Origin of the sequence: Candidatus Karelsulcia muelleri, from assembly GCF_002243425.1 — a bacterium.
GTDB classification, from domain to species: domain Bacteria; phylum Bacteroidota; class Bacteroidia; order Flavobacteriales; family Blattabacteriaceae; genus Karelsulcia; species Karelsulcia muelleri_E.
On record NZ_CP021172.1, the window covers coordinates 152,752 to 173,926 of the forward strand.

A 21,175-nucleotide genomic window follows, 5' to 3' on the forward strand; every position below is an offset into this window, starting at 1 on the left:
TTAGTTATTAGTACTCACGACTGGATTTGAACCAGCAAATCTTAATAAAAGATACTACCACCTCAAGATAGCGTGTATACCAATTTCACCACGTGAGTATTTAAAAATCTAAACTTTTGTTATATTTTTTAATTTTTTTATTCTATTTTTCCACCACATTTTAGATTTTTTTATTTCAGATTTGATAGCAAAATCTGTTATTTTAAGATAAACATTTTTTGTTAGATTATTTTTTTTAATAAAAAATTCAAAATAATATTTGTTATCAACATCTTGTTCCCATTTGTATCTTACATATTGATATGGTTTTTTTTTTATTAAAAAACATGTTTCATCATAATTATACCAAGTAAAAATATATCTATTTCCAATAGAAATAACATTGTCAGCAAACCATTCAGACAATTTTACAGGTGCAGTTATATAATTATATAATAATTCTGTTGAAGAATTCATTAAAAATGAATTTTTTTTTTTGTTTCGCATGTTAAATTTTATTAATTTATTTATAATATATATACGTTGGTGTGATAGCTTATTTGGTTAGAGCGTCGGATTCATAACCCGAAGAATTGAGGTTCAATCCCTCTTCACACTACCATAGTAGTGGATTAAAATATATGATCTATGGATAGATATTCTTTCCTAAACACAATCAATCACCAACAAATAGAAATTTTATATAAAAAATACTTAGAAGATCCAGATTCAATAGAACATAGTTGGCGTGCTTTTTTTCAAGGATTTGATTTCTATAAAGAAAAATATAATTACTTTTGTAAGTTTATAAAAAAATCAATAGATACTTTTAAAGAAATTAATGTTTTAAAATTAATTAATTTTTATAAAAAAGAAGGTCATTTATTTGCTAAAATAAATCCTATATCTGAAAAAAGATATTATCCGACATTAAATATAAACAATTTTTTTCTTGAGAAAGAGGATCTTGATCAGATTTTTGTTTCTTCAAAAGAAATAGGATTGCCTCCATCTACTCTTAGAGAGATAATTTTTTTTTTAAAAAAAAAATATTGTGAATCAATTGGATTAGAATATATGTATTTATATAACCCAGAACAAATAAATTGGATTAATAACTGGATTAATAATAATAATATATTATATAATAATGAGAAATTTAAAATATTAATAAATATAAATCAAGCAACAAAGTTTGAAAAATTTATTCATACTAAATTTGTTGGACAAAAAAGATTTTCAATAGAAGGTAATGAATCTATTTTACCAGCGATAAATTATATAATAGAATATTCTTCGATTAATTATTCTATCAAAGATTTTGTTATAGGTATGTCACATAGAGGACGTTTAAATATATTATGTAATATACTAAAAAAAAATTGTAAAAAAATTTTTAGTGAATTTTTTGGAAAAGAATATATTGAAAAAAAATTTTTAGGAGATGTTAAATATCATTTAGGAGATAACATTTATATAAAAAATAAAATAGGAAGAGAAATTCATATTATGAATGTTCCTAATTCATCTCATTTAGAATCTGTATATCCTATTGTAGAAGGAATTGTTCGTGCTAAAATTGATAATGATTATAATTGTAACTTGAATAAAGTTATTCCCATACTTATACATGGAGATGCAGCTTTTTCTGCTCAAGGAATAGTATATGAAGTTATACAAATGTCATTACTTGAAGGGTATAAGACTGGTGGAACTATACATATTATAGTAAATAATCAAATTGGATTTACTACAAATTGCTCAGATTCTCGTTCAAGTATTTATTGTACAGATTTAGCTAAAGTTATTCTTTCTCCAGTTATACATGTTAATTCAGATGATGTAGAATCAGTTATTTATTCTATTCGTTTTGCTATAGATTTTCGTATGTCATATAATCAAGATGTATTTGTAGATTTATTAGGTTATAGAAAATATGGACATAATGAAGGAGATGACCCCCGTTTTACTCAATCAAATTTTTATAAAATTATTGATAATAATAAAAATATATATTTTATATATAAAAACAAACTTAAAAAAAATAAATTAATTTATAAAAATAAAATTAAATTTTATGAAAAAAAATATAAAAATTATCTCAATAATGGATTGATTAAATCTAAATTTGAAATAAAAACTAAGTTAGATAATTTTCTCATTTCTAAAGAAGAATTAAATTCTGCTAATTATAAAGTATTAATTAATGAAGTGAAAACTACTTTTAAGAAAAATATATTATTAAAAATAGGTAATAAAATTTATAATGTTCCTAAGAATAAAAAAATTTATAATAAAACTGTCAAATTTTTAAAAATAAAAAAAAAAAAACTTTTAAAAAAAGAAACTGTAGATTGGGGTATAGCTGAATTACTTGCATATGGGTCTTTATTATATGAAGGTTATAATATTAGATTATCTGGAGAAGATGTAGAAAGAGGAACTTTTGCTCATAGACATATTGTCATTATTTCAGAATTTGAAGAAAAGATATATTTATTAAATAATATCCGTAATGGACAAGGTCAATTATATGTTTATAATTCTTTATTATCAGAATATGGAGTTTTAGGTTTTGAATATGGATATTCAATGTTTAATACAAATACTTTAACATTATGGGAAGCTCAATTTGGTGATTTTAGTAATAATGCTCAAATTATAATAGATCAATATTTATCTTCTGCAGAAACTAAATGGAAAATAAAAAATGGGATAGTTCTACTTTTACCTCATGGTGATGAAGGTCAAGGATCAGAACATTCTTCTTCAAGAATTGAAAGATATTTACAATTATGTGCAAACTATAACATGTTTATATGTAATTGTAGTACTCCATCAAATTTTTATCATCTTTTAAGAAGACAAATAAAATTTTATTTTATAAAACCATTAATAATATTTACACCAAAAAGTTTATTGAGAAACATTCAATGTATTTCATTATTAAGTGAACTTTATAATGGAAAATTTGAAGAATTTATAGATGATAAATATGTAATTAAAAATTATGTAGATACATTAGTATTTTGCTCTGGAAAAATTTATTATGATATTTTTAAAAAAAGAAAAATTCTTAATAAAAAAAATCTTGCAATTATAAGAATTGAACAATTATATCCAATAATAAATAATTTATTTGAAAAAATACTTATACAGTATACAAACAAAAGAAAAATTATTTGGGTACAAGAAGAACCAGAAAATATGGGAGTATGGCCTTATTTGTTTAGAAAATATAGTAAAATTCCATGGATCCTGATATCCCCCCCTGACAATTCAGCACCTTCTATTGGAAGAAATAATTTTTTTTTAAAAAACTATTTAAAATTAATAAATAAAGTTTTTAATACATAAATTAATGTTATTAGAAATAACAATTCCTTCTCCAGGAGAATCAATAACAGAAGTTGAAATCTCATCTTGGTTAGTTAAAGATGGTGATTTTGTAAAAAAAAATCAAGTAATTGCAGAAATAGATTCAGATAAGGCAACTTTAGAAATACGTGCAGAAGAAAGTGGAATTTTAATTATAAAAGCTAAAAAAGGAGACATTTTAAAAGTAGGAGAAATCTTCTGTTTAATAGATACTTCTTTTAAGAAAGAACCAAAACAGAAGATTTCTCCATCAGCAAAAAAAATATTAAGTCAATATAAAATAGATAATAAAATACCCCAAAAAAAACATGATGCTATTAAAGCAATTCCTCCTATGGGAACTAAAAGTTTAATTAATAGATCTTTTAACGTAAAAATATTATCTAAACTTAGACGTAAATTATCAGAAAGACTTGTTTCAGTAAAAAATGAAACAGCTATGCTGACTACTTTTAATGAAGTAGATATGAGTAATATTTTGTTTTTAAAAAAAAAATATAAAGATGTTTTTAAAGAAAAACATGGAGTTAATTTAGGGTTTATGCCTTTTTTTGTAAAATCTTGTATCAAGGCGTTAAAAGAATATCCTAATCTTAATTCTATGATAGATAGGGAAAATCAAATTCATTTTAATTATTATGATGTAAGTATTGCAGTTTCTGGACCTAAAGGATTAATGGTGCCAGTTATTAGAAATGCAGATACTCTTTCTTTTAGAGGTATAGAAAAAACTATAAAAGATTTATCTAATCGTATAAAAAATTCAACCATATCTATAGATGATATGACTGGAGGTACTTTTACAATAACAAATGGGGGAATTTTTGGTTCTATGTTATCTACTCCTATAATAAATCCGCCCCAAAGTGCTATATTAGGTATGCATAATATAGTAGAAAGACCGGTAGTCATTTTAGGAAAAATCGAAATTAGACCAATTATGTATTTAGCATTATCTTATGATCATAGAATCATAGATGGTAAAGAAGCAGTGGGTTTTTTATTTTCAATAAAGAAATCAATAGAAAATCCTATAACTACTTTAATAGGTTCAGAAAACGAATTAAATAATTATTTTGAATTATAGAATTACAAATTAAATAGTTTTATATTCTTAAAAAATTAAATATAATCAATTCATTATATTTAAATATAGTTGCATTTTTATTTATAATTCTGCATATTATAACTACCTCATTGTATGAAATAAGTATATTAACTTCAATACTTTTTAATTAAAAAATCTTTTTTTTCTCTTTCAGAGTCTTTATTTTTTATTGATTGACGTTTATCATAATTTTTTTTACTTTTAGCTAAAAAAAAAATTAATTTTATATATCCTCTCTCATTTAGAAAAATATTAGTAGGAATTATATTTAATTTTAATTCATTTATTTTATTATAAATAAAATTAATTTCTTTTCTTTTAAGAAGAAGTTTTTTAACCCTTTTAGGATTTATTCCAAGTAAATCATTTGATATATACATATCAAAAACATAAATATTATTTTTTATTAGTTTACAATAACTATTGTTTAAAGAAACGTTATTATTTTTTATTGATTTTACCTCACTTCCTAATAATTCTATACCAGCTATAAATTTATATTTATTTATTAATTCATAGTCAAAATATGCTCTTCTATTATTAAGATTTAATTTCTTTACCAAAATTTTGTTTTTAGTTACAATGATGTTTTTATAATCAATTGATATGACTTTTTTTAAAAAAAAATATATTTATGAAATAATATCTGTATTAAAAGATATACATGATCCAGAAATATCAGTAAATATCTATGAATTAGGTTTTATATATGATATAAGAATATCAAATAATTTTTTTATAAAAATAATAATGACTCTTACTACCCCTAATTGTCCTGTAGCTGAAATTTTACCTTTAAAAGTAAAAAATAAAATTTTTAATATTAAAAATGTTAAAAATGTAGAAATAATACTTACATTTTATCCTAATTGGACGTATGATATGATAAGTGAAGTAGCTCGTTTAGAATAAATTTTGTTTTTATAAATAATTATATTATATTATAATATAATGTTTAATTTAAACACTATGATATCTAAGTCTAAGGAAATAAAGGTAAAGGGATTAGTTAAAAAAATATTTGATGTTCAATATTTAAAAAATGGATTTAAAAAAAGAGAAATACTTCTATTAACAGAAGAGCAATATCCACAAAAATTAATAATTGAATTTATTCAAGAAAAAGTTAAATTATTAGATCCTATAGGAATAGGAGATAGAATAAAAGTTTTTCTAAATTTAAAAGGTAGAAAATGGATTTCCTCTAATGGAACAGAAAAATATTTTAATTCTACTCAAGGCTGGAAAATAGAAAAAAAAAGAAAACTTAAATCTTCAAATATAAGTGAATATGAATTTGAAGAAAAACCCTCAAGTCTAAATGAATTTGAAAAATCAGATAAAAAAAAAGTAAAGTATTCAAATATAAATGAATTAAATAATGAATTAGAAGATTTTCCTTTTTAAGAAAAGTAGATTTAAAATCGAAAATTAAGATACTTGAAGTAGATTTAAAATCTAAAATATAATTTAAAATAAAATAGAATCTAAATTTAAGAATAAAAGGTAAGTAAAAGTCAAGCCAAGCATTTAAAATCAATACAGGTGCCTAAAGCAAAATAAAGCAAAGGAAAGTAAAATAAAACAAATAAAAGCTACTAAATTAAACATATAGGTTTTATGTTAAAAATTTACATCATTCCTCCACCACTATTAGGCATTTGTGGCATAGCTGGTTCTTCTTTTTTTATTTCTGTAATTACACACTCAGTAGTTAATAACATTCCAGAAACTGATGCTGCATTTTCTAATGCAACACGTGTTACTTTTGTTGGATCAATTATTCCTTCAGAAATCATATTTTTATATTCACCTAATTTAGCATCGTAACCAAATTCATTTTTTCCTTCAGCAACTTTAGCAACTATTACTGAACCTTCTTCACCAGCATTAGCAACTATTTGACGTAAAGGTTCTTGTAAAGAACGTTTAACAATTTTTATACCTGTATCTTGATCTACATTATCTACTTTAAGACCATTTAAAGATTTTATTGCACGAACTAAGGCTACTCCTCCTCCAGCAACTATACCTTCTTCAACGGCTGCTCTTGTGGCATGTAAAGCATCATCTACACGATCTTTTTTTTCTTTCATTTCTACTTCAGATGCTGCACCTACATATAGGACAGCAACTCCTCCAGCTAATTTAGCTAATCTTTCTTGAAGTTTTTCTTTATCATAGTCAGATGTAGTTTTTTCTATTTGAGCTTTTATTTGATTTACACGTGATTCTATATCTGATTTATTTCCATTTCCATTTACAATAGTAGTATTATCTTTATCTATAGTTACTCTTTCTGCTTTTCCTAAAAAGCTTAATTTAGTATCTTCTAATTTACTTCCTGTTTCTTCAGAAATAACAGTTCCTCCAGTAAGAATAGCTATATCTTCTAGCATAGCTTTTCTTCTATCTCCAAAACCTGGAGCTTTTACTGCTGCTACTTTTAATGCACCTCTAATTTTATTTACAACAAGAGTTGCTAATGCTTCTCCTTCAACTTCTTCAGATATAATTAATAAAGGTTTTCCAGATTGAGCAACGGGTTCAAGAATAGGAAGTAGATCTTTCATAGAAGAAATTTTTTTATCGGAAAGTAAAATATATGGATTATCAAATTCTGTAATCATTTTATCAGAATTAGTTACAAAATATGGAGATTGATATCCACGATCAAATTGCATTCCTTCAACAACATCTACAGTAGTTTCTATTCCTTTAGCTTCTTCAACAGTAATTACCCCTTCTTTTCCTACTTTTTCAAATGCAACTGATATTAATTCCCCTATTGCTTCATCATTATTAGCAGATATTGAAGCTACTTGCTTAATTTTTTCATTACTTCCTCCTACTTCTCTAGATTGTTTTTTTAAATCATTTACAACAGCTTCTACTGCTTTATCTATTCCTCTTTTTAAATCCATAGGATTAGCTCCAGCAGCTACATTTTTTAATCCTTCACGAACTATAGCTTGTGCAAGTACTGTAGCAGTAGTAGTTCCATCTCCTGCTATATCATTAGTTTTAGAAGCTACTTCTTTTACCATTTGAGCTCCAAGATTTTCTATAGGATCTTCTAATTCTATTTCTTTAGCTACTGAAACACCATCTTTAGTAACTTGTGGGCCTCCAAAAGATTTTTGTAAAACGACATTTCTTCCTTTTGGTCCTAAAGTTACTTTAACAGCATTAGCTAATGCATCTACTCCTTTTTTTAATTTATCTCTAGCTTCAATATCAAATTGAATATTTTTTGCCATACAATTAAATTCTTATATTATTGCAAGAATATCAGATTCACGCATTATCAAATAATCTTTTCCATTTAATCTAAGTTCTGTTCCAGAATATTTACCATATAATACTTTATTACCTGTTTTTACAGTTAAAGGTTCATTTTTTTTTCCTAATCCTACTGCTACTACTATTCCCTCTTGAGGTTTTTCTTTTGCTGTATCAGGTATAATTATACCTGAAGAAGTTTTAGTTTCTGCTGGAGAGGGTTCTATTACTACACGATCTGATAAAGGTTTAATTTTTAAATTTGCCATATTAATATATTTTATTTATAATTAATTATAATATTTGATATAATAATTAATATTATCAATATTAATGATAATATAAATGTAAGTTTTTCTAAAAAAAATTGTATTTTATTATTTACCATTACCAACTAAAAACTAAATTCTAGAATTAGACGTTTGTATAAAAATATTAATAATAAAATAGATATATCTAAAGTAGCCTCTCCTACTAAAGTAGCCTCTCCTACTAAAGTAGCCTCTCCTACTAAACTAATCTCCTACTAAAGTAGCCGATGTCAAATTATTAATTTTTACTTTTATAAAATCTCCTATTTTATAATTATTTTTAGTAAAAATTACTATATCATTTACATAATTTCTTCCATAAAAAAAATTAATATTTTTTGTTGAAATTCCCTCGATTAAAATATCTTGAATACTACCAATCGATTTTCTATTCCTATAATAGGAATGTGTTTTTTGTAAATTTATAATTTCTGTTAGTCGCCGTTTTTTTGTGGATAATGAGACATTGTCAATTAATTTTTTATAAGCATAAGTACCTATTCTATGTGAATAGATAAACATATATGAAAAGTTATATTTTACATAATTCATTAAATTAAGTGTTTCATTATGATCATTTTCATTTTCATTACAAAATCCAGTGATTATATCACAAGATAGAGAACAATTAGGTATAATATTTTTAATTTTATTTATAAGTAAAATGTAATCTTCACATGAATGTTTTCTATTCATTAATGATAATATTCTATTACTTCCTGATTGAACTGGTAAATGAATATGTTTACATATATTTATATATTTTTTAATTACATTTAAAACATTAAATGACATGTCATTAGGATTAGAAGTACAAAAACGTATTCTCATAAGAGGTACGGAAATAGCAACTAATTCTAATAATTTAGAAAAATTTATTATTTCTTCATTTTTTATTTCTTTTCTTTTAAAATTTTTTTTTAATCCTCCTCCATACCATAAATATGAATCTACATTTTGACCTAAAAGTATTATTTCTTTATATCCTTTTTTAAATAAAAATTTACATTCTTTTATAATACTATATGGATCACGACTTTTTTCACGACCTCTTGTAAAAGGAACTACACAAAAAGTACACATATTGTCACATCCCCGCATTATAGTAACAAATGCAGTTATTTTTTTTTCTTCCCTTTTAGGAAAAATATCTGCATAAGTTTCAGTTTTAGAAAATGAAGTACTTATATATTCCCCTTTTTTTTTAAAAAAATTATTTATTAAATTTGGAATTTCTCTATAAGAGTCAGGCCCTACAACTAAATTAATTAGTTTTTTTTCTTTTATATTTTTAAATTTGTAAGCCATACACCCTAATAGACCAATTAAAATCTCATTATTTTTTTTTATAAAAAATTTTATTTGATTTATTCGTAAAAGAATTTTATTCTCAGATTTATCTCGAATAGAACATGTATTAATTAATATTATATTAGCTTCTTTTAAATTTTCAGTTTTAATGAATCCTTTATTATTTAAAATAGAAGATACAATTTCACTATCAGAGATATTCATTTGACAACCATAATTTTCTATATAAAATTTTTTATTGATCATAAAAAAATGATTTACATATTATATATATGCACATGTTATTGTAATAAATTTATTAAAAATGAGTAAAAAAAAAAATATAATATATAATTTTAATAATTATGATTATAAATATGGATTTTATACTAAGATAGAATCAGAAAAAATTCCAAAAGGAATTAATGAAGATATTATAACTAAAATATCTAAAAAAAAAAATGAACCTTATTGGATGTTAAAAATAAGATTAAAATCATATAAAATATGGAAAAACATGATTCATCCTAAATGGGGTAATATATCATATAAAATTCCTTATTTTAATAACATAAGTTATTATTCTGCTATAAAAAAAAATAAATTTCTAAAAAAAGAAATCGATAATAAATTATTAGATACTTTTAAGAAATTAAATTTAAAATTAAAAAAATCAAAGATTGCATTAGACATAATTATGGATTCGGTTTCTGTTACTACAACTTTTAAAAAAATTTTATCAGAAAAAGGAATAATATTTTGTACTATTAGTAAGGCAATAAAGAAATATCCTGATCTTATAAAGAAATATATAGGTAAAATAGTTCCAATAAAAGATAATTTTTATTCAGCATTAAATTCAGCTGTTTTTTCTGATGGATCTTTTTGTTATATACCCAAAAATGTACGTTGTCCTGTAGAATTATCTACATATTTTCGTATAAATGAATCAGGAATAGGTCAATTTGAAAGAACACTTTTAATTGCTGATAAAAATTCATATGTTAGTTATCTAGAAGGATGCACTGCGCCTCAACGTAAAGAAAATCAATTACATGCTGCTGTTGTTGAATTAATAGCTTTAGAAGGTGCAGAAATTAAATATTCTACTGTACAAAATTGGTATCCTGGAGATAAAAATGGAATAGGAGGAGTTTTAAATTTTGTAACTAAAAGAGGATTATGTGAAAATAAATCTAAAATATCATGGACTCAAATAGAAACTGGATCAGCTATAACTTGGAAATATCCATCTTGTATTTTAAAAGGTAATGATTCAATAGGAGAATTTTATTCAGTAGCTTTTACAAAAAATTTTCAACAATCAGATACTGGTACAAAAATGATTCATTTAGGAAAAAATACTAAAAGTACTATTATTTCAAAAGGTATATCAGCTGGATATTCTAAAAATAGTTATAGAGGATTAGTAAATCTTTCTTATAAAGCTACTAATTCGCGTAATTTTTCACAGTGTGATTCTTTATTAATAGGTAATACATGTAGTGCACATACTTTTCCTTTCTTAAAAGTAAAAAATAATTCATCTAAAGTTGAACATGAAGCAACAACCTCTAAAATAGGAGAAGATCAAATATTTTATTGTAATCAACGTGGAATTAATTTAGAAAAAGCTATTTCACTTATAGTAACTGGATTTAGTAAAGAAATTTTAGATAGATTACCTATGGAATTTGCAATAGAAGCAAGAAAATTATTAGAAATAAAATTAGAAGGTTCAGTAGGATAATAATAAAAATTTAAATTTAATGTTAAAAATTAATAATTTATATGTTTCAGTAAAAAAAAAACAAATCTTAAAAGGTGTTAATCTAACAATTAATAAAGGAGAGATTCATGTAATAATGGGACCTAATGGATCTGGTAAAAGTACATTAGCTTCTATAATAGCTGGTAAAAAGGATTATAAAATAAATAAAGGTAATATTATATTTGAAAATATAAATTTAATTTTTTTTCCTCCAGAAGAAAGAGCACATTTAGGGATTTTTCTCTCTTTTCAAGATCCAATAGAAATACCTGGTATATCCATTCTGAATTTTATAAGAATTTCTATAAATTCTATAAGGAAAGCGAATGGAAAAAAAGAAATATCTTATAATGAATTTTTTCAAAAAGTAAAAATGGTATCTGATTTATTGAAAATCAATAGAACTTTTCTTTCAAGATATTTAAATGAAGGATTTTCAGGGGGGGAAAAAAAACGTAATGAAATATTTCAAATGTGTATGATTAATCCCAAATTATCTATATTAGATGAAATGGATTCTGGCTTGGATATAGATGCTATTCGTACTATAGCTAGAGGAATTAATAAATTTAAAAAAAAGAATAATTCTATATTAATTATTACTCATTATCAAAGATTGTTAAATTATATAATTCCTGATTATGTACATATTTTATATAAAGGTAAATTAGTTAAATCTGGAAATAAAGAATTAGCAATAAAAATTGAATCAGAAGGTTATGATTGGATCAAAAATGAAAAATTAAATGAATTTTAAAAAAAAAATTTCTTCTAATTCTAGAATAGAAATTAATAATAATATTAATTATTATATAAATATTATTCGTAATAAATCAATAAAACTTTTTAATAAAAATTTTGAATTAAAATATTCAAATATTAAATCATCAATAATTGATTATGAATATTTATTTCCTGTTAAAGAAGCAGAAGATTATGATATAATCAATCAATTTATTTTAGATAAAAATGGAATGTATTTATTTTTTATAAATGGTTTTTATGTTTTTAATTTTTTTAAAAAAAATAAAAAATATTTATTATCAATAAATGATATTATAATCAATAATAAAAATTATTGTAATTCAAATATTGAAAAATATTATGGTAAATCCATATCCAATAATGATACTTTAAATTTATTTAATTTTTTCTTTTCAAAAGATGGCGCATACATCTTTATACCAGATAATATTTGTTTTAAACCAAATATATATATTATATATATATATAATATTAATTATGATTATTCAATCATAAATCCTAGAAATTTAATAATTATAGGAAATAATTCTAAAGCTAAAATTGTAGAAATACATGAATCATTAACAAATAAAATTTGTTTTAGTAATTCAGTTACTGAAATTTATACTAGAAAAAATAGTAGTATAGATTATATTAAAATTCATAATAATTTATCTTTTTTCTATTTAAGAGATAAAACTTTTTTGACACAAAAAAAAAATAGTACTTGTAGTATAAGTACTTTTTCATTTGAAGGAAGATTATTAATTAATAATCTTAAATTAATTAATTTAGGAAATTATTCAAAATTTAATTTAAATGGACTTACAATCATAAGAAAAAAATCATTAAATAAATTAATTTATAATAAAACATTAATAGATCATTTATATCCTAATTGTGAAAGTTATCAAACTTATAAATCTATTTTATACGGAAGATCAAAAGTATTTTTTTGGGGTAAAATTAAAATTCATAAAAAAGCAAATAATATAAATGCTTTACAAAAAGCTAATAATATTTTAATTAATAAAAATGCATTTGTTTATACAAAACCTGAATTAGAAATTTATACAGATAATGTTAAATGTTCACATGGATGTACTATAGGTAAAATAGATAAAAATAAGATTTTTTATCTATGTTCTAGAGGAGTTATAAAAACTGTAGCAAAATCAATACTTATATTTCTTTTTTCTAAAGAAATACTAAAAAAAATAAATATACAAAATATTAAATATTTAATAAAAAAAATTATTATTAATAATTTGGATAATAATTATATTAATTTAATGTAAAAAATGTTATGATGTTATCTAAAATAGATATAAAAAATATAAGAAAGGAATTTGCTATTTTTAATTCTATTCTTAATAAGAAAAAATTAATTTATTTAGATAATGCAGCCACTACTCAAAAACCTAATAAAGTAATAAACTCAATAAAAGAATATTATTCAAATCTAAATTCTAATGTCCATAGAGGAGCTTATTATTTAAGTAATAAAGCTACTGAAAAATTGGAATATAGTAGGATAAAAATAAAAAATTTTATAAATGCTAAATATTCACATGAAATTCTTTTTACAAGTGGGGCAACAGAAAGTATTAATTTAATAGCTAATAGTATTTCTTCTTTAATAAAAGAAAAAGATGAAATTATAATTCCATATTCTGAACATCATTCTAATATAATACCATGGCAAATTCTTTGTAATAAAAAAAAAGCATTATTAAAAATAATCCCCATCGATTATGATGGAAATCTAAAATTAGATTATTTTAAATCTATTATTTCAAATAAAACTAAATTAATATCTTTAAGTCATGTATCTAATGCATTAGGAGTTATTAACCCAATTAATGATATTATTTATGAAGCTAAAAAATATAATACGTTAGTATTAATAGATGGTTCACAAGCTATATCTCATATTCCGATAAATATACAAAATATTAATCCTGATTTTTATGTATTTTCAATACATAAAATGTATGGCTCTACTGGAATAGGAGTTCTTTATGGAAAAGAGGAGATTTTAAATCTAATACCACCATATAAATATGGTGGTGAAATGATAGATAAAGTTTCATTTGAAGAAACAACATATTCAAATTTACCATTTAAATTTGAAGCCGGAACTCCAAATATAGGAGGAATTATATCTACAATAGATGCAATAGCATTTATAGAAAAATATAATATTAAAAATATTAAAAATTATGAAGATAAAATTATTAATTATGCAATAAAATTATTTACTTCTATAGAAGGAATTAAGATCTATGGAGAAGAGAAAAACCGTTCTAGTATTATATCATTTAATATAAAAAAAATACATCCATTTGATGTAGGTAAAATATTAGATAATTTTGGTGTAGCAGTAAGAACTGGAAATCATTGTGCACAACCTATAATGGATTTTTTTTCTATTCCTGGAACTATAAGAATAAGTTTTGCTATATATAATACATTTGAGGAAATAGATTATTTATATAAAATAATAATAAAAATTATCAATTTAATTGATAGGTAATACGTTTAATTTTAAACAAAAAATATTATATATACATATATAAATATGTAAATTTAAACATTATGAATAAAAAAAAAAAAAAAGATTTATATCTAGAAAAACAGATCTATCAACAGAAAACAAAAAAATAATTAAAGTTTTAGAATTTACTACTGTTAATGAATTAGCATCAATGATGAATATTAGTTCAATAAAAATTATAAAAAGTTGTATTTCATTAGGAATAATGGTAACTCGTAATCAACGATTAGATGCAGAAACTTTAACTTTAGTGGCAGATGAATTTGGTTATTCTGTAGAATTTGTTGGTACAGATTTAGAAAAAGCAATACAAGGAGAAAAAGATTTTGAAAAAGATCTTAAACCAAGATCTCCTGTTGTTACTATCATGGGGCACGTAGATCATGGAAAAACCTCTTTATTAGATTATATAAGAAAAACTAATATTATAGCTGGAGAATGTGGAGGTATTACACAACATGTTGGAGCATATAATGTTAAATTTAAAAAAGGTAATAGTATTACTTTTTTAGATACGCCAGGTCATGAAGCATTTACTTCTATGAGAGCTAGAGGAACTAAAATAACAGATATAGTAGTTATAGTAATAGCTACAGATGATGATGTAATGCCTCAAACTAAAGAAGCTATTAGCCATGCACAATTAGCTGGTGTACCTATAATATTTGCATTAAATAAAATTGATAAAATTAATTCAAACCCTGATAAAATACGAAGACAATTATCTGATATGAATTTTTTATTAGAAGAATGGGGTGGAAAATATCAATCTCAAGAGATATCTGCTAAACTTGGTAAAGGAATAGATAAATTATTAGAAAAAATTTTCTTAGAAGCAGAAATTTTAAATTTAAAAGCGAATCCTAATAAACCTGCTGTGGGAACAGTAATAGAAGCTTTTTTAGATAAAGGGCGAGGGTATTGTTGGACAATACTTATCCAAGGAGGAACTTTAAAGTTAGGAGATTATGTAGTAGCGGGTACTTTTCATGGAAAAGTAAAAGTTATTTTAGATGAAATAGGAAATAATCTTAAAAAAGTATTACCTTCAAAACCTGTCAAAATTTTAGTATTAAATGGAGCTCCTAATTCTGGTGAAAGATTTAAAGTTTTTAAAAATGAAAAAGAAGCTAAACAATTAGCCTCAAGAATGAGTAAATTAAAAAAAGAACAGAATATACGTTCTAAAAAAACTATTACATTAGAGGAAATAGGAAGACGTATAGCAATAGGAGATTTTAAAGAATTAAAATTAATAATTAAAGGAGATATGTATGGATCAGTAGAAGCTATAACAGATTCATTAGAAAAATTATCTACAGATACTAGAATAATTAATATTATATATAAAAACATTGGTTTGATAACAGAATCAGATGTTTTATTAGCAAAAGCGTCTAATGCAATTATTGTTGGTTTTAATGTTAAATGCACATTAAAGGCTAAAATTATTGCCAATAAAAATAACTTAGAAATAAGATTATACAATATAATATATGATATAATAAATGACTTTAAAAAAGCATTATATGGAATGAATATAAAGGTAAAAAAAGTGACTGTAATAGGAAATGCTGAAATCATAAATTTCTTTAAAAGAAAGCAAATAGGAACTATTGCAGGATGTTTAATTATAAATGGAAAAATAATACGTAATTCTAAGATACGTTTAATTAGAGACGGAGTAGTTATTTATACTGGCGAATTAAATTCTTTAAAAAGATTTCAAGATGATGTAAAAGAAGTAAATAAAGGATATGAATGTGGAATAATTATTAAAGATTATAATGATTTTAAAATTGGAGATATAATTGAATGTTATATTTAATTATTAATAATTTTATTTTGTATATTTATTGATTCTTTATGAATTTCTTTAAATATATTTTCTATAAATTTTTCTGATAAACATAATTTATGTCCTAATATTTTATACTCTTCTATTAAAGATTTCCATCTTTTAGGTTGAAAAACTAATAAATTGTTTATTTTTTTTATTATTGCTACTTTTTCAGATGATTCCATTCTCTCAGATAATAAATATATCAAATTTTGATCTAATTCAGATATAAGAACTCTTATATGTTCTAATTCAATTTCATTTTTATAATTGTTTTTTTTAAACAAATCGTTTTTTAAAAATTCTAAAAATTGTTCCGGTATTATTTGTTGTTGAGAATCACTTAATGCTTTATCAGGATTACAATGTGTTTCTACTATGAATCCTTCATATTTAAAACTCATTGCTTGTTTAATTACTTCAAATAAACATTCTCTATTTCCACAAATATGTGATGGATCACATAACATAGGTATATTTGGATATAATTTTTTAAATTTTAATGCTAATCCCCAATTAGGTATATTACGATATTTTATACTTTTATAAGTGTAAAAACCACGATGGATAACTCCTATCTTTTTAATTCCTTGATTAATTAATCTTTCTAAAGCTCCAATCCATAAATCAATATCAGGATTTATAGGATTTTTAACTAATATAATTTTATTTGTATTTTTTAATGCTTCTGATATTTCTTGTACAGTAAATGGATTAACTGTACTTCTAGCTCCAATCCAGATTATATCTATATTATATTTTAATGCTAGTTCTACATGAGTGGAATTAGCAACTTCTGTTGCTGTTAAAAGACCTGTTTCTTTTTTTACTTTATTTAGCCATTTTAAACCAATCTGGCCTATACCTTCAAAAAAATTTGGTCTAGTTCTTGGTTTCCATATTCCTGCTCTAAAAACTTGTATATAATTTTTATCTAATTTTTTAGCTGTTTCTAGTACTTGATTTTCAGTTTCTGCACTACATGGACCTGATATAATCAGAGGCTTTTTAAAGCTATTTATCCAATTTTGTTCTATATTTTTCATTTTTTTATATTTTATACAAATAAATTTAATTTTTATATTCTCCTATTACGTAAAAATAATTATTGATTTTATTTATTTCTTTTTTCATAAAAAAATAATTATTAATATTAAAAAATTTTATATCTATAAAAAATAGATATTCCCATGGTTTTTTTTTAATTGGAAAAGTTTGAATACTTGTAATATTTATATCATAATATGATATTATATTTAATAATTTAGATAATTCTCCTATTAGATTTTTTAATCTAAAATAGAAAGAAGCTTTCTCAAAAAGAGAAATTTTTTTATATTTATGATTATTCTTGATAATAAGAAACCTTGTAAAATTTTTATTAACAGTTTGTATATTTTTATCTACAATTTTTAAATTATACGCAGTAGCAGCCTCTGAAGAAGCTATAGCTCCTATATAATAATTTTTATTTTTAAATATAAAAGAAGCTGCTTCTGCTGTATCTACAGATTCAGATATTTTTATATTTCTATATTTAGATAGATAATTTTTACATTGTAATATAGCCATAGGATGAGATATAATTTTTTTTATATTTTTAATATTACTATTTTTTAGTATTAATAAATTATGATTAATAGGTAAATATATTTCTCTACTTATTTTAAGATTATATAATTTTATTAAAAAAAAATTATATATTAACACACCTGCAATAGAATTTTCTATTGCTAGAACTCCTAGATCTGCTGTAAATTTTGATACAAAATGTGTTAATTCATTAAATGTTTTACATTCGATAATATCATAATCGATTTTAGAGAAAAGTTTTTTAGTAGCAATTTCATGAAAACAACCTTTTCTACCTTGAATAGCAATTTTTTTTTTCATAAAAATGTTTTACATTTTAAACAAAATTATTATGAATTAAATATTCTAATATTTGAACTGCATTTGTTGCAGATCCTTTACGTAAATTATCAGAAACTATCCACATGTTTATAGATTTTGTTTTAGACATATCTCTTCTAATCCTTCCAACAAATACATTATCGTTTCCTTCACAAAGAATAGGCATAGGATATATATTATTTTTAATATTATCCATTAATATTAATCCATTTGTATTTGATAAAATCTTACGTAAATCATTTATCTCAAAATCATTTTTGAATGTTAAATTAACACTTTCAGAATGACCACCTACTACAGGAATACGTACAGTCGTAGCGGTAATTCTTAGATTTTTATCATTAAAAATTTTTTTTGTTTCATTTATTAATTTTAATTCTTCTTTAGAATAACCAGAAAAATCAAAGATATCACAATGAGGAATAGCATTTTGATTTATTTGAAAATTATAATTTTTTTTAAAATTTAAAAAATTTTCCTCATTTATTAGTTGATCTAATCCTTTTTTTCCTGATCCTGTAACCGATTGATAAGTAGATATTACTATACGTTTTATTTTATATTTTTTATGTAATGGGTGTAAAACCATAACTAATTGTATTGTAGAACAATTAGGATTTGCAATTATCTTATCTTTTTTTTTAATAATATTTCCATTTATTTCAGGTACTATAAGTTTTTTATATTTATCCATACGCCAGGCATAGGAATTATCTATTAATATAGTTCCTCTATTTGTAAATTTTATAGCCCATTTTTTTGAAATTTCTGCACCAGCAGAAAAAATAGCTATATCAGGTTTTAAAGAAATTACTTCTTCTATACTTAGAATTTTATATTTTTTTTTTCTAAAAAAAATATTTTTTCCAATTGATTTATTAGAAGCTACAGGGTATAATTTATTTATATAAATATTTCTTTCTTCTAAAATATTTAAAATAACACGTCCTACCATTCCTGTTACTCCTACTATAGCTAAATTCATATTTTTTCTAATTATAGAGATAATAACTTTGAAATTGAAAAAGTATAACTTAAAATTTAACTAGTTAATTAATTTTACTAATTTACTTTTAATTCTATTAGATTTCTTTTTATGAATAATTTTTTTTTTTGCTAATTTATCTATCATAGATAATATCTTAGGAAAAGCATTTAAAACTTTTTTTTTTTTATATTCTAATTTTAATTTCTTTATTGCTGTTTTAGTAGATTTTAAAAACAATTTATTTTGTAATCTTTTTAAATTGTTTTTACGTATTTGTTTTAAGGCGGATTTAGTATTTGCCATATTAATTTATCATTAAGTAGCCCATAGGGGAATCGAACCCCTCTTTTCAGAATGAAAATCTGATGTCCTTACCAATAGACGAAAAGGCCAAGCCATAATTATTATATTTTGTTTTTTTTAAAAAAAAAACCTAGAGATTTTAAATCAACCCAAAAATTAGGATAAGATTTAGATACTACATTATAATTTAATATTGAGATAGGATATATAATCCCTAATGTAGAAAATGACATTGCCATCCTATGATCATCATAAGTAGAAATATAAATTTCTTTTTTTTTCATTTCATTAAAATGAAGTAATTCTATACTAGAATTAGTTATAATACTTTTTACCCCTAATTTAGATAATTCATTTTTTAATGCATTTAATCTATCGGTTTCTTTAATTTTTAGAGTTTCTAATCCTCTTAAAACACATTTAATTTTTAATCCAGTACAAGTTACTACTATAGTTTGTGCTATATCTGGAGTTGAATTCAAATCAATATCTATTGAATTCAAATCAATATCTATTAATTTTTTTAAATGAATTTCATTATTCTTAAATAAAGTTTTTACATTAAAAAAATGTTTATATATATTTGATATGATACTATCACCTTGAATATTTTTTTTATTAAAAAATTTTAAATTTAAATCAGCTGTTTTAGAAAGAGCTACTAAAGAATAATAATATGAAGCTGAACTCCAATCAGATTCTATTATTATTTTAATTTTTTTTTTAAATTTTATGTTTTTAATATAAATCATATTTTTATTCCACAATACATTTATTCCTAGTTTTTTTAAAACTTTCAATGTCATCTTAATATAAGAGATAGAAGTAATTTTATTTGATAAATATATTTTTAATCCATTTTCAAATTTTGATGCTATTAACATAAGAGCACTTATATATTGACTACTTATATTTGCATCTATATTAATTTCCCCCCCTAATAATTTTTTACCTATTATTCTCAATGGAGGATATCCATTTTTTTTTTCATAAAAAATATTTCCTCCTAATTTTTTTATAGTTTCTACTAAAATAGAAATAGGTCTTTCTTGCATTCTATATGATCCAGTTAATATAACTTCTCTATTTTCTTTTATAGAAAAAAATGCTGTTAAAAATCGCATAGCAGTTCCAGAATGTTTTATGTTAATTAACTTTTTTTTAGAAAATAAAGCTTTTTTTAAGATAAAAGTATCGTCAGAATTTGAAATATTTTCTAACTCAATTATATCAGGATATAATGCTTTTAATATCAAAAATCTATTTGATTCACTTTTAGATCCAGTAATATTAACATTACCATTTATATCAAAATTATTTTTATATATTTTAATATAATACATATATAATTGAATTAAATATTATGTAATATAATTTTTTTTTCTTTCCAAGCTTTTAATTTTTGCTCTATCTCTGATTTAGAAATATTTACTTTTTTTACTCCAGATAAAAGATATTTTTTATAATAAATTCCCTCTTTTAAAAAAAAAGATTTTACAGTACATGTAGGTTGTGCTCCTTTAATTAACCAATTAACTGCTTTATCAACATTAATTGATATAGTATATGGATTAGTGTTAGGATTATAAAAACCAATTTTTTCTAGAAATTTTCCATTTCTAGGAGAACAAGAGTTAGAAACTACAATAGTATAAAAAGCTTTTTTTTTTCTACCTTTTCTTTGTAGCCGAATTTTTATTGACATATTTT

The 21,175-nt window shown here is 22.5% G+C and carries 20 protein-coding genes and 2 tRNA genes; 10 read left to right on the forward strand and 12 right to left on the reverse strand.

Features of this window, described 5'->3' with window-relative positions:
- Positions 1 to 108 precede the first annotated feature (108 nt).
- The gene (locus CA211_RS00790; RefSeq protein WP_094248573.1) at positions 109 to 486 is read right to left on the reverse strand and encodes an START-like domain-containing protein; all 378 of its coding nucleotides are present in this window, start codon (positions 484 to 486) and stop codon (positions 109 to 111) included.
- Between the two features lie 38 nt (positions 487 to 524).
- Here CA211_RS00790 and CA211_RS00795 point away from each other — a divergent pair.
- The 3 genes from CA211_RS00795 (at position 525) to CA211_RS00805 (ending at position 4,444) form a co-directional block, all read left to right on the forward strand.
- Positions 525 to 601: transfer RNA gene (locus tag CA211_RS00795), tRNA-Met, on the forward strand.
- Between the two features lie 26 nt (positions 602 to 627).
- Positions 628 to 3,336, forward strand: coding sequence for a 2-oxoglutarate dehydrogenase E1 component (locus CA211_RS00800; protein ID WP_094248574.1), 2,709 nt, complete (start codon positions 628 to 630; stop codon positions 3,334 to 3,336).
- A 4-nt stretch (positions 3,337 to 3,340) separates the two neighbouring features.
- Positions 3,341 to 4,444: a 2-oxo acid dehydrogenase subunit E2 gene (locus CA211_RS00805; RefSeq protein WP_094248575.1), complete on the forward strand. Its 1,104-nt coding sequence runs from the start codon at positions 3,341 to 3,343 to the stop codon at positions 4,442 to 4,444.
- Positions 4,445 to 4,578: 134 nt separating this feature from the next.
- On the opposite strand, the gene smpB is transcribed toward CA211_RS00805, so the two are convergent.
- Positions 4,579 to 5,028: an SsrA-binding protein gene (smpB, locus tag CA211_RS00810; protein WP_094248576.1), complete on the reverse strand. Its 450-nt coding sequence runs from the start codon at positions 5,026 to 5,028 to the stop codon at positions 4,579 to 4,581.
- Between the two features lie 43 nt (positions 5,029 to 5,071).
- On the opposite strand from smpB, the gene CA211_RS00815 reads away from it, so the two are divergent.
- Both CA211_RS00815 and CA211_RS00820 read left to right on the forward strand, forming a co-directional pair.
- On the forward strand, positions 5,072 to 5,377 hold the full coding sequence (locus CA211_RS00815; protein WP_094248577.1) for a metal-sulfur cluster assembly factor: 306 nt from the start codon (positions 5,072 to 5,074) through the stop codon (positions 5,375 to 5,377).
- 57 nt (positions 5,378 to 5,434) lie between these two features.
- A complete protein-coding gene (locus CA211_RS00820) occupies positions 5,435 to 5,872 on the forward strand; it encodes a DUF3127 domain-containing protein (protein ID WP_237985480.1) in 438 nt (145 codons plus the stop codon).
- 224 nt (positions 5,873 to 6,096) lie between these two features.
- Here CA211_RS00820 and groL read toward each other — a convergent pair whose 3' ends face one another.
- The 3 genes from groL to miaB all read right to left on the reverse strand — a co-directional run bounded on the left by groL (position 6,097) and on the right by miaB (position 9,615).
- A complete protein-coding gene (groL, locus tag CA211_RS00825) occupies positions 6,097 to 7,725 on the reverse strand; it encodes a chaperonin GroEL (protein ID WP_094248579.1) in 1,629 nt (542 codons plus the stop codon).
- 12 nt (positions 7,726 to 7,737) lie between these two features.
- A complete protein-coding gene (locus CA211_RS00830) occupies positions 7,738 to 8,016 on the reverse strand; it encodes a co-chaperone GroES (RefSeq protein WP_038471588.1) in 279 nt (92 codons plus the stop codon).
- 246 nt (positions 8,017 to 8,262) lie between these two features.
- Positions 8,263 to 9,615: a tRNA (N6-isopentenyl adenosine(37)-C2)-methylthiotransferase MiaB gene (gene miaB / locus CA211_RS00835; RefSeq protein WP_094248580.1), complete on the reverse strand. Its 1,353-nt coding sequence runs from the start codon at positions 9,613 to 9,615 to the stop codon at positions 8,263 to 8,265.
- Positions 9,616 to 9,673: 58 nt separating this feature from the next.
- On the opposite strand from miaB, the gene sufB reads away from it, so the two are divergent.
- From sufB to infB, 5 genes are all read left to right on the forward strand, one after another.
- The gene (gene sufB, locus CA211_RS00840) at positions 9,674 to 11,098 is read left to right on the forward strand and encodes a Fe-S cluster assembly protein SufB (protein WP_094248581.1); all 1,425 of its coding nucleotides are present in this window, start codon (positions 9,674 to 9,676) and stop codon (positions 11,096 to 11,098) included.
- A 19-nt stretch (positions 11,099 to 11,117) separates the two neighbouring features.
- On the forward strand, positions 11,118 to 11,876 hold the full coding sequence (gene sufC / locus CA211_RS00845; protein ID WP_094248582.1) for a Fe-S cluster assembly ATPase SufC: 759 nt from the start codon (positions 11,118 to 11,120) through the stop codon (positions 11,874 to 11,876).
- Positions 11,866 to 13,161 (forward strand): SufB/SufD family protein, encoded by a 1,296-nt coding sequence (locus CA211_RS00850; RefSeq protein ID WP_094248583.1) that lies wholly within the window; start codon positions 11,866 to 11,868, stop codon positions 13,159 to 13,161. Before sufC ends, CA211_RS00850 begins: the two co-directional genes overlap by 11 nt.
- Positions 13,162 to 13,172: 11 nt before the next feature.
- Entirely contained in the window at positions 13,173 to 14,399 is a 1,227-nt protein-coding gene (locus tag CA211_RS00855; RefSeq protein ID WP_094248584.1) for a SufS family cysteine desulfurase, read from the forward strand.
- 175 nt (positions 14,400 to 14,574) lie between these two features.
- Entirely contained in the window at positions 14,575 to 16,248 is a 1,674-nt protein-coding gene (infB, locus tag CA211_RS00860) for a translation initiation factor IF-2 (RefSeq protein WP_237985481.1), read from the forward strand.
- Here the strand turns inward: infB and CA211_RS00865 are convergent.
- From CA211_RS00865 to rpsP, 7 genes are all read right to left on the reverse strand, one after another.
- Entirely contained in the window at positions 16,245 to 17,306 is a 1,062-nt protein-coding gene (locus CA211_RS00865; RefSeq protein ID WP_094248586.1) for a bifunctional 3-deoxy-7-phosphoheptulonate synthase/chorismate mutase type II, read from the reverse strand. The genes infB and CA211_RS00865 overlap by 4 nt on opposite strands.
- Before the next feature lie 25 nt (positions 17,307 to 17,331).
- Positions 17,332 to 18,153: a prephenate dehydratase gene (locus tag CA211_RS00870; RefSeq protein ID WP_094248587.1), complete on the reverse strand. Its 822-nt coding sequence runs from the start codon at positions 18,151 to 18,153 to the stop codon at positions 17,332 to 17,334.
- A 16-nt stretch (positions 18,154 to 18,169) separates the two neighbouring features.
- A complete protein-coding gene (locus CA211_RS00875) occupies positions 18,170 to 19,159 on the reverse strand; it encodes an aspartate-semialdehyde dehydrogenase (protein ID WP_094248588.1) in 990 nt (329 codons plus the stop codon).
- 60 nt (positions 19,160 to 19,219) lie between these two features.
- Positions 19,220 to 19,465 carry a 30S ribosomal protein S20 gene (rpsT, locus tag CA211_RS00880; protein ID WP_094248589.1) on the reverse strand — a complete coding sequence of 82 codons (246 nt, stop codon included), beginning with the start codon at positions 19,463 to 19,465 and terminating at the stop codon, positions 19,220 to 19,222.
- Positions 19,466 to 19,482: 17 nt separating this feature from the next.
- Positions 19,483 to 19,554, reverse strand: a tRNA-Glu gene (locus CA211_RS00885).
- A 12-nt stretch (positions 19,555 to 19,566) separates the two neighbouring features.
- A complete protein-coding gene (locus CA211_RS00890; protein ID WP_094248590.1) occupies positions 19,567 to 20,808 on the reverse strand; it encodes a 3-phosphoshikimate 1-carboxyvinyltransferase in 1,242 nt (413 codons plus the stop codon).
- An 11-nt stretch (positions 20,809 to 20,819) separates the two neighbouring features.
- Positions 20,820 to 21,170: a 30S ribosomal protein S16 gene (gene rpsP / locus CA211_RS00895; RefSeq protein ID WP_094248591.1), complete on the reverse strand. Its 351-nt coding sequence runs from the start codon at positions 21,168 to 21,170 to the stop codon at positions 20,820 to 20,822.
- Positions 21,171 to 21,175: the final 5 nt, after the last annotated feature.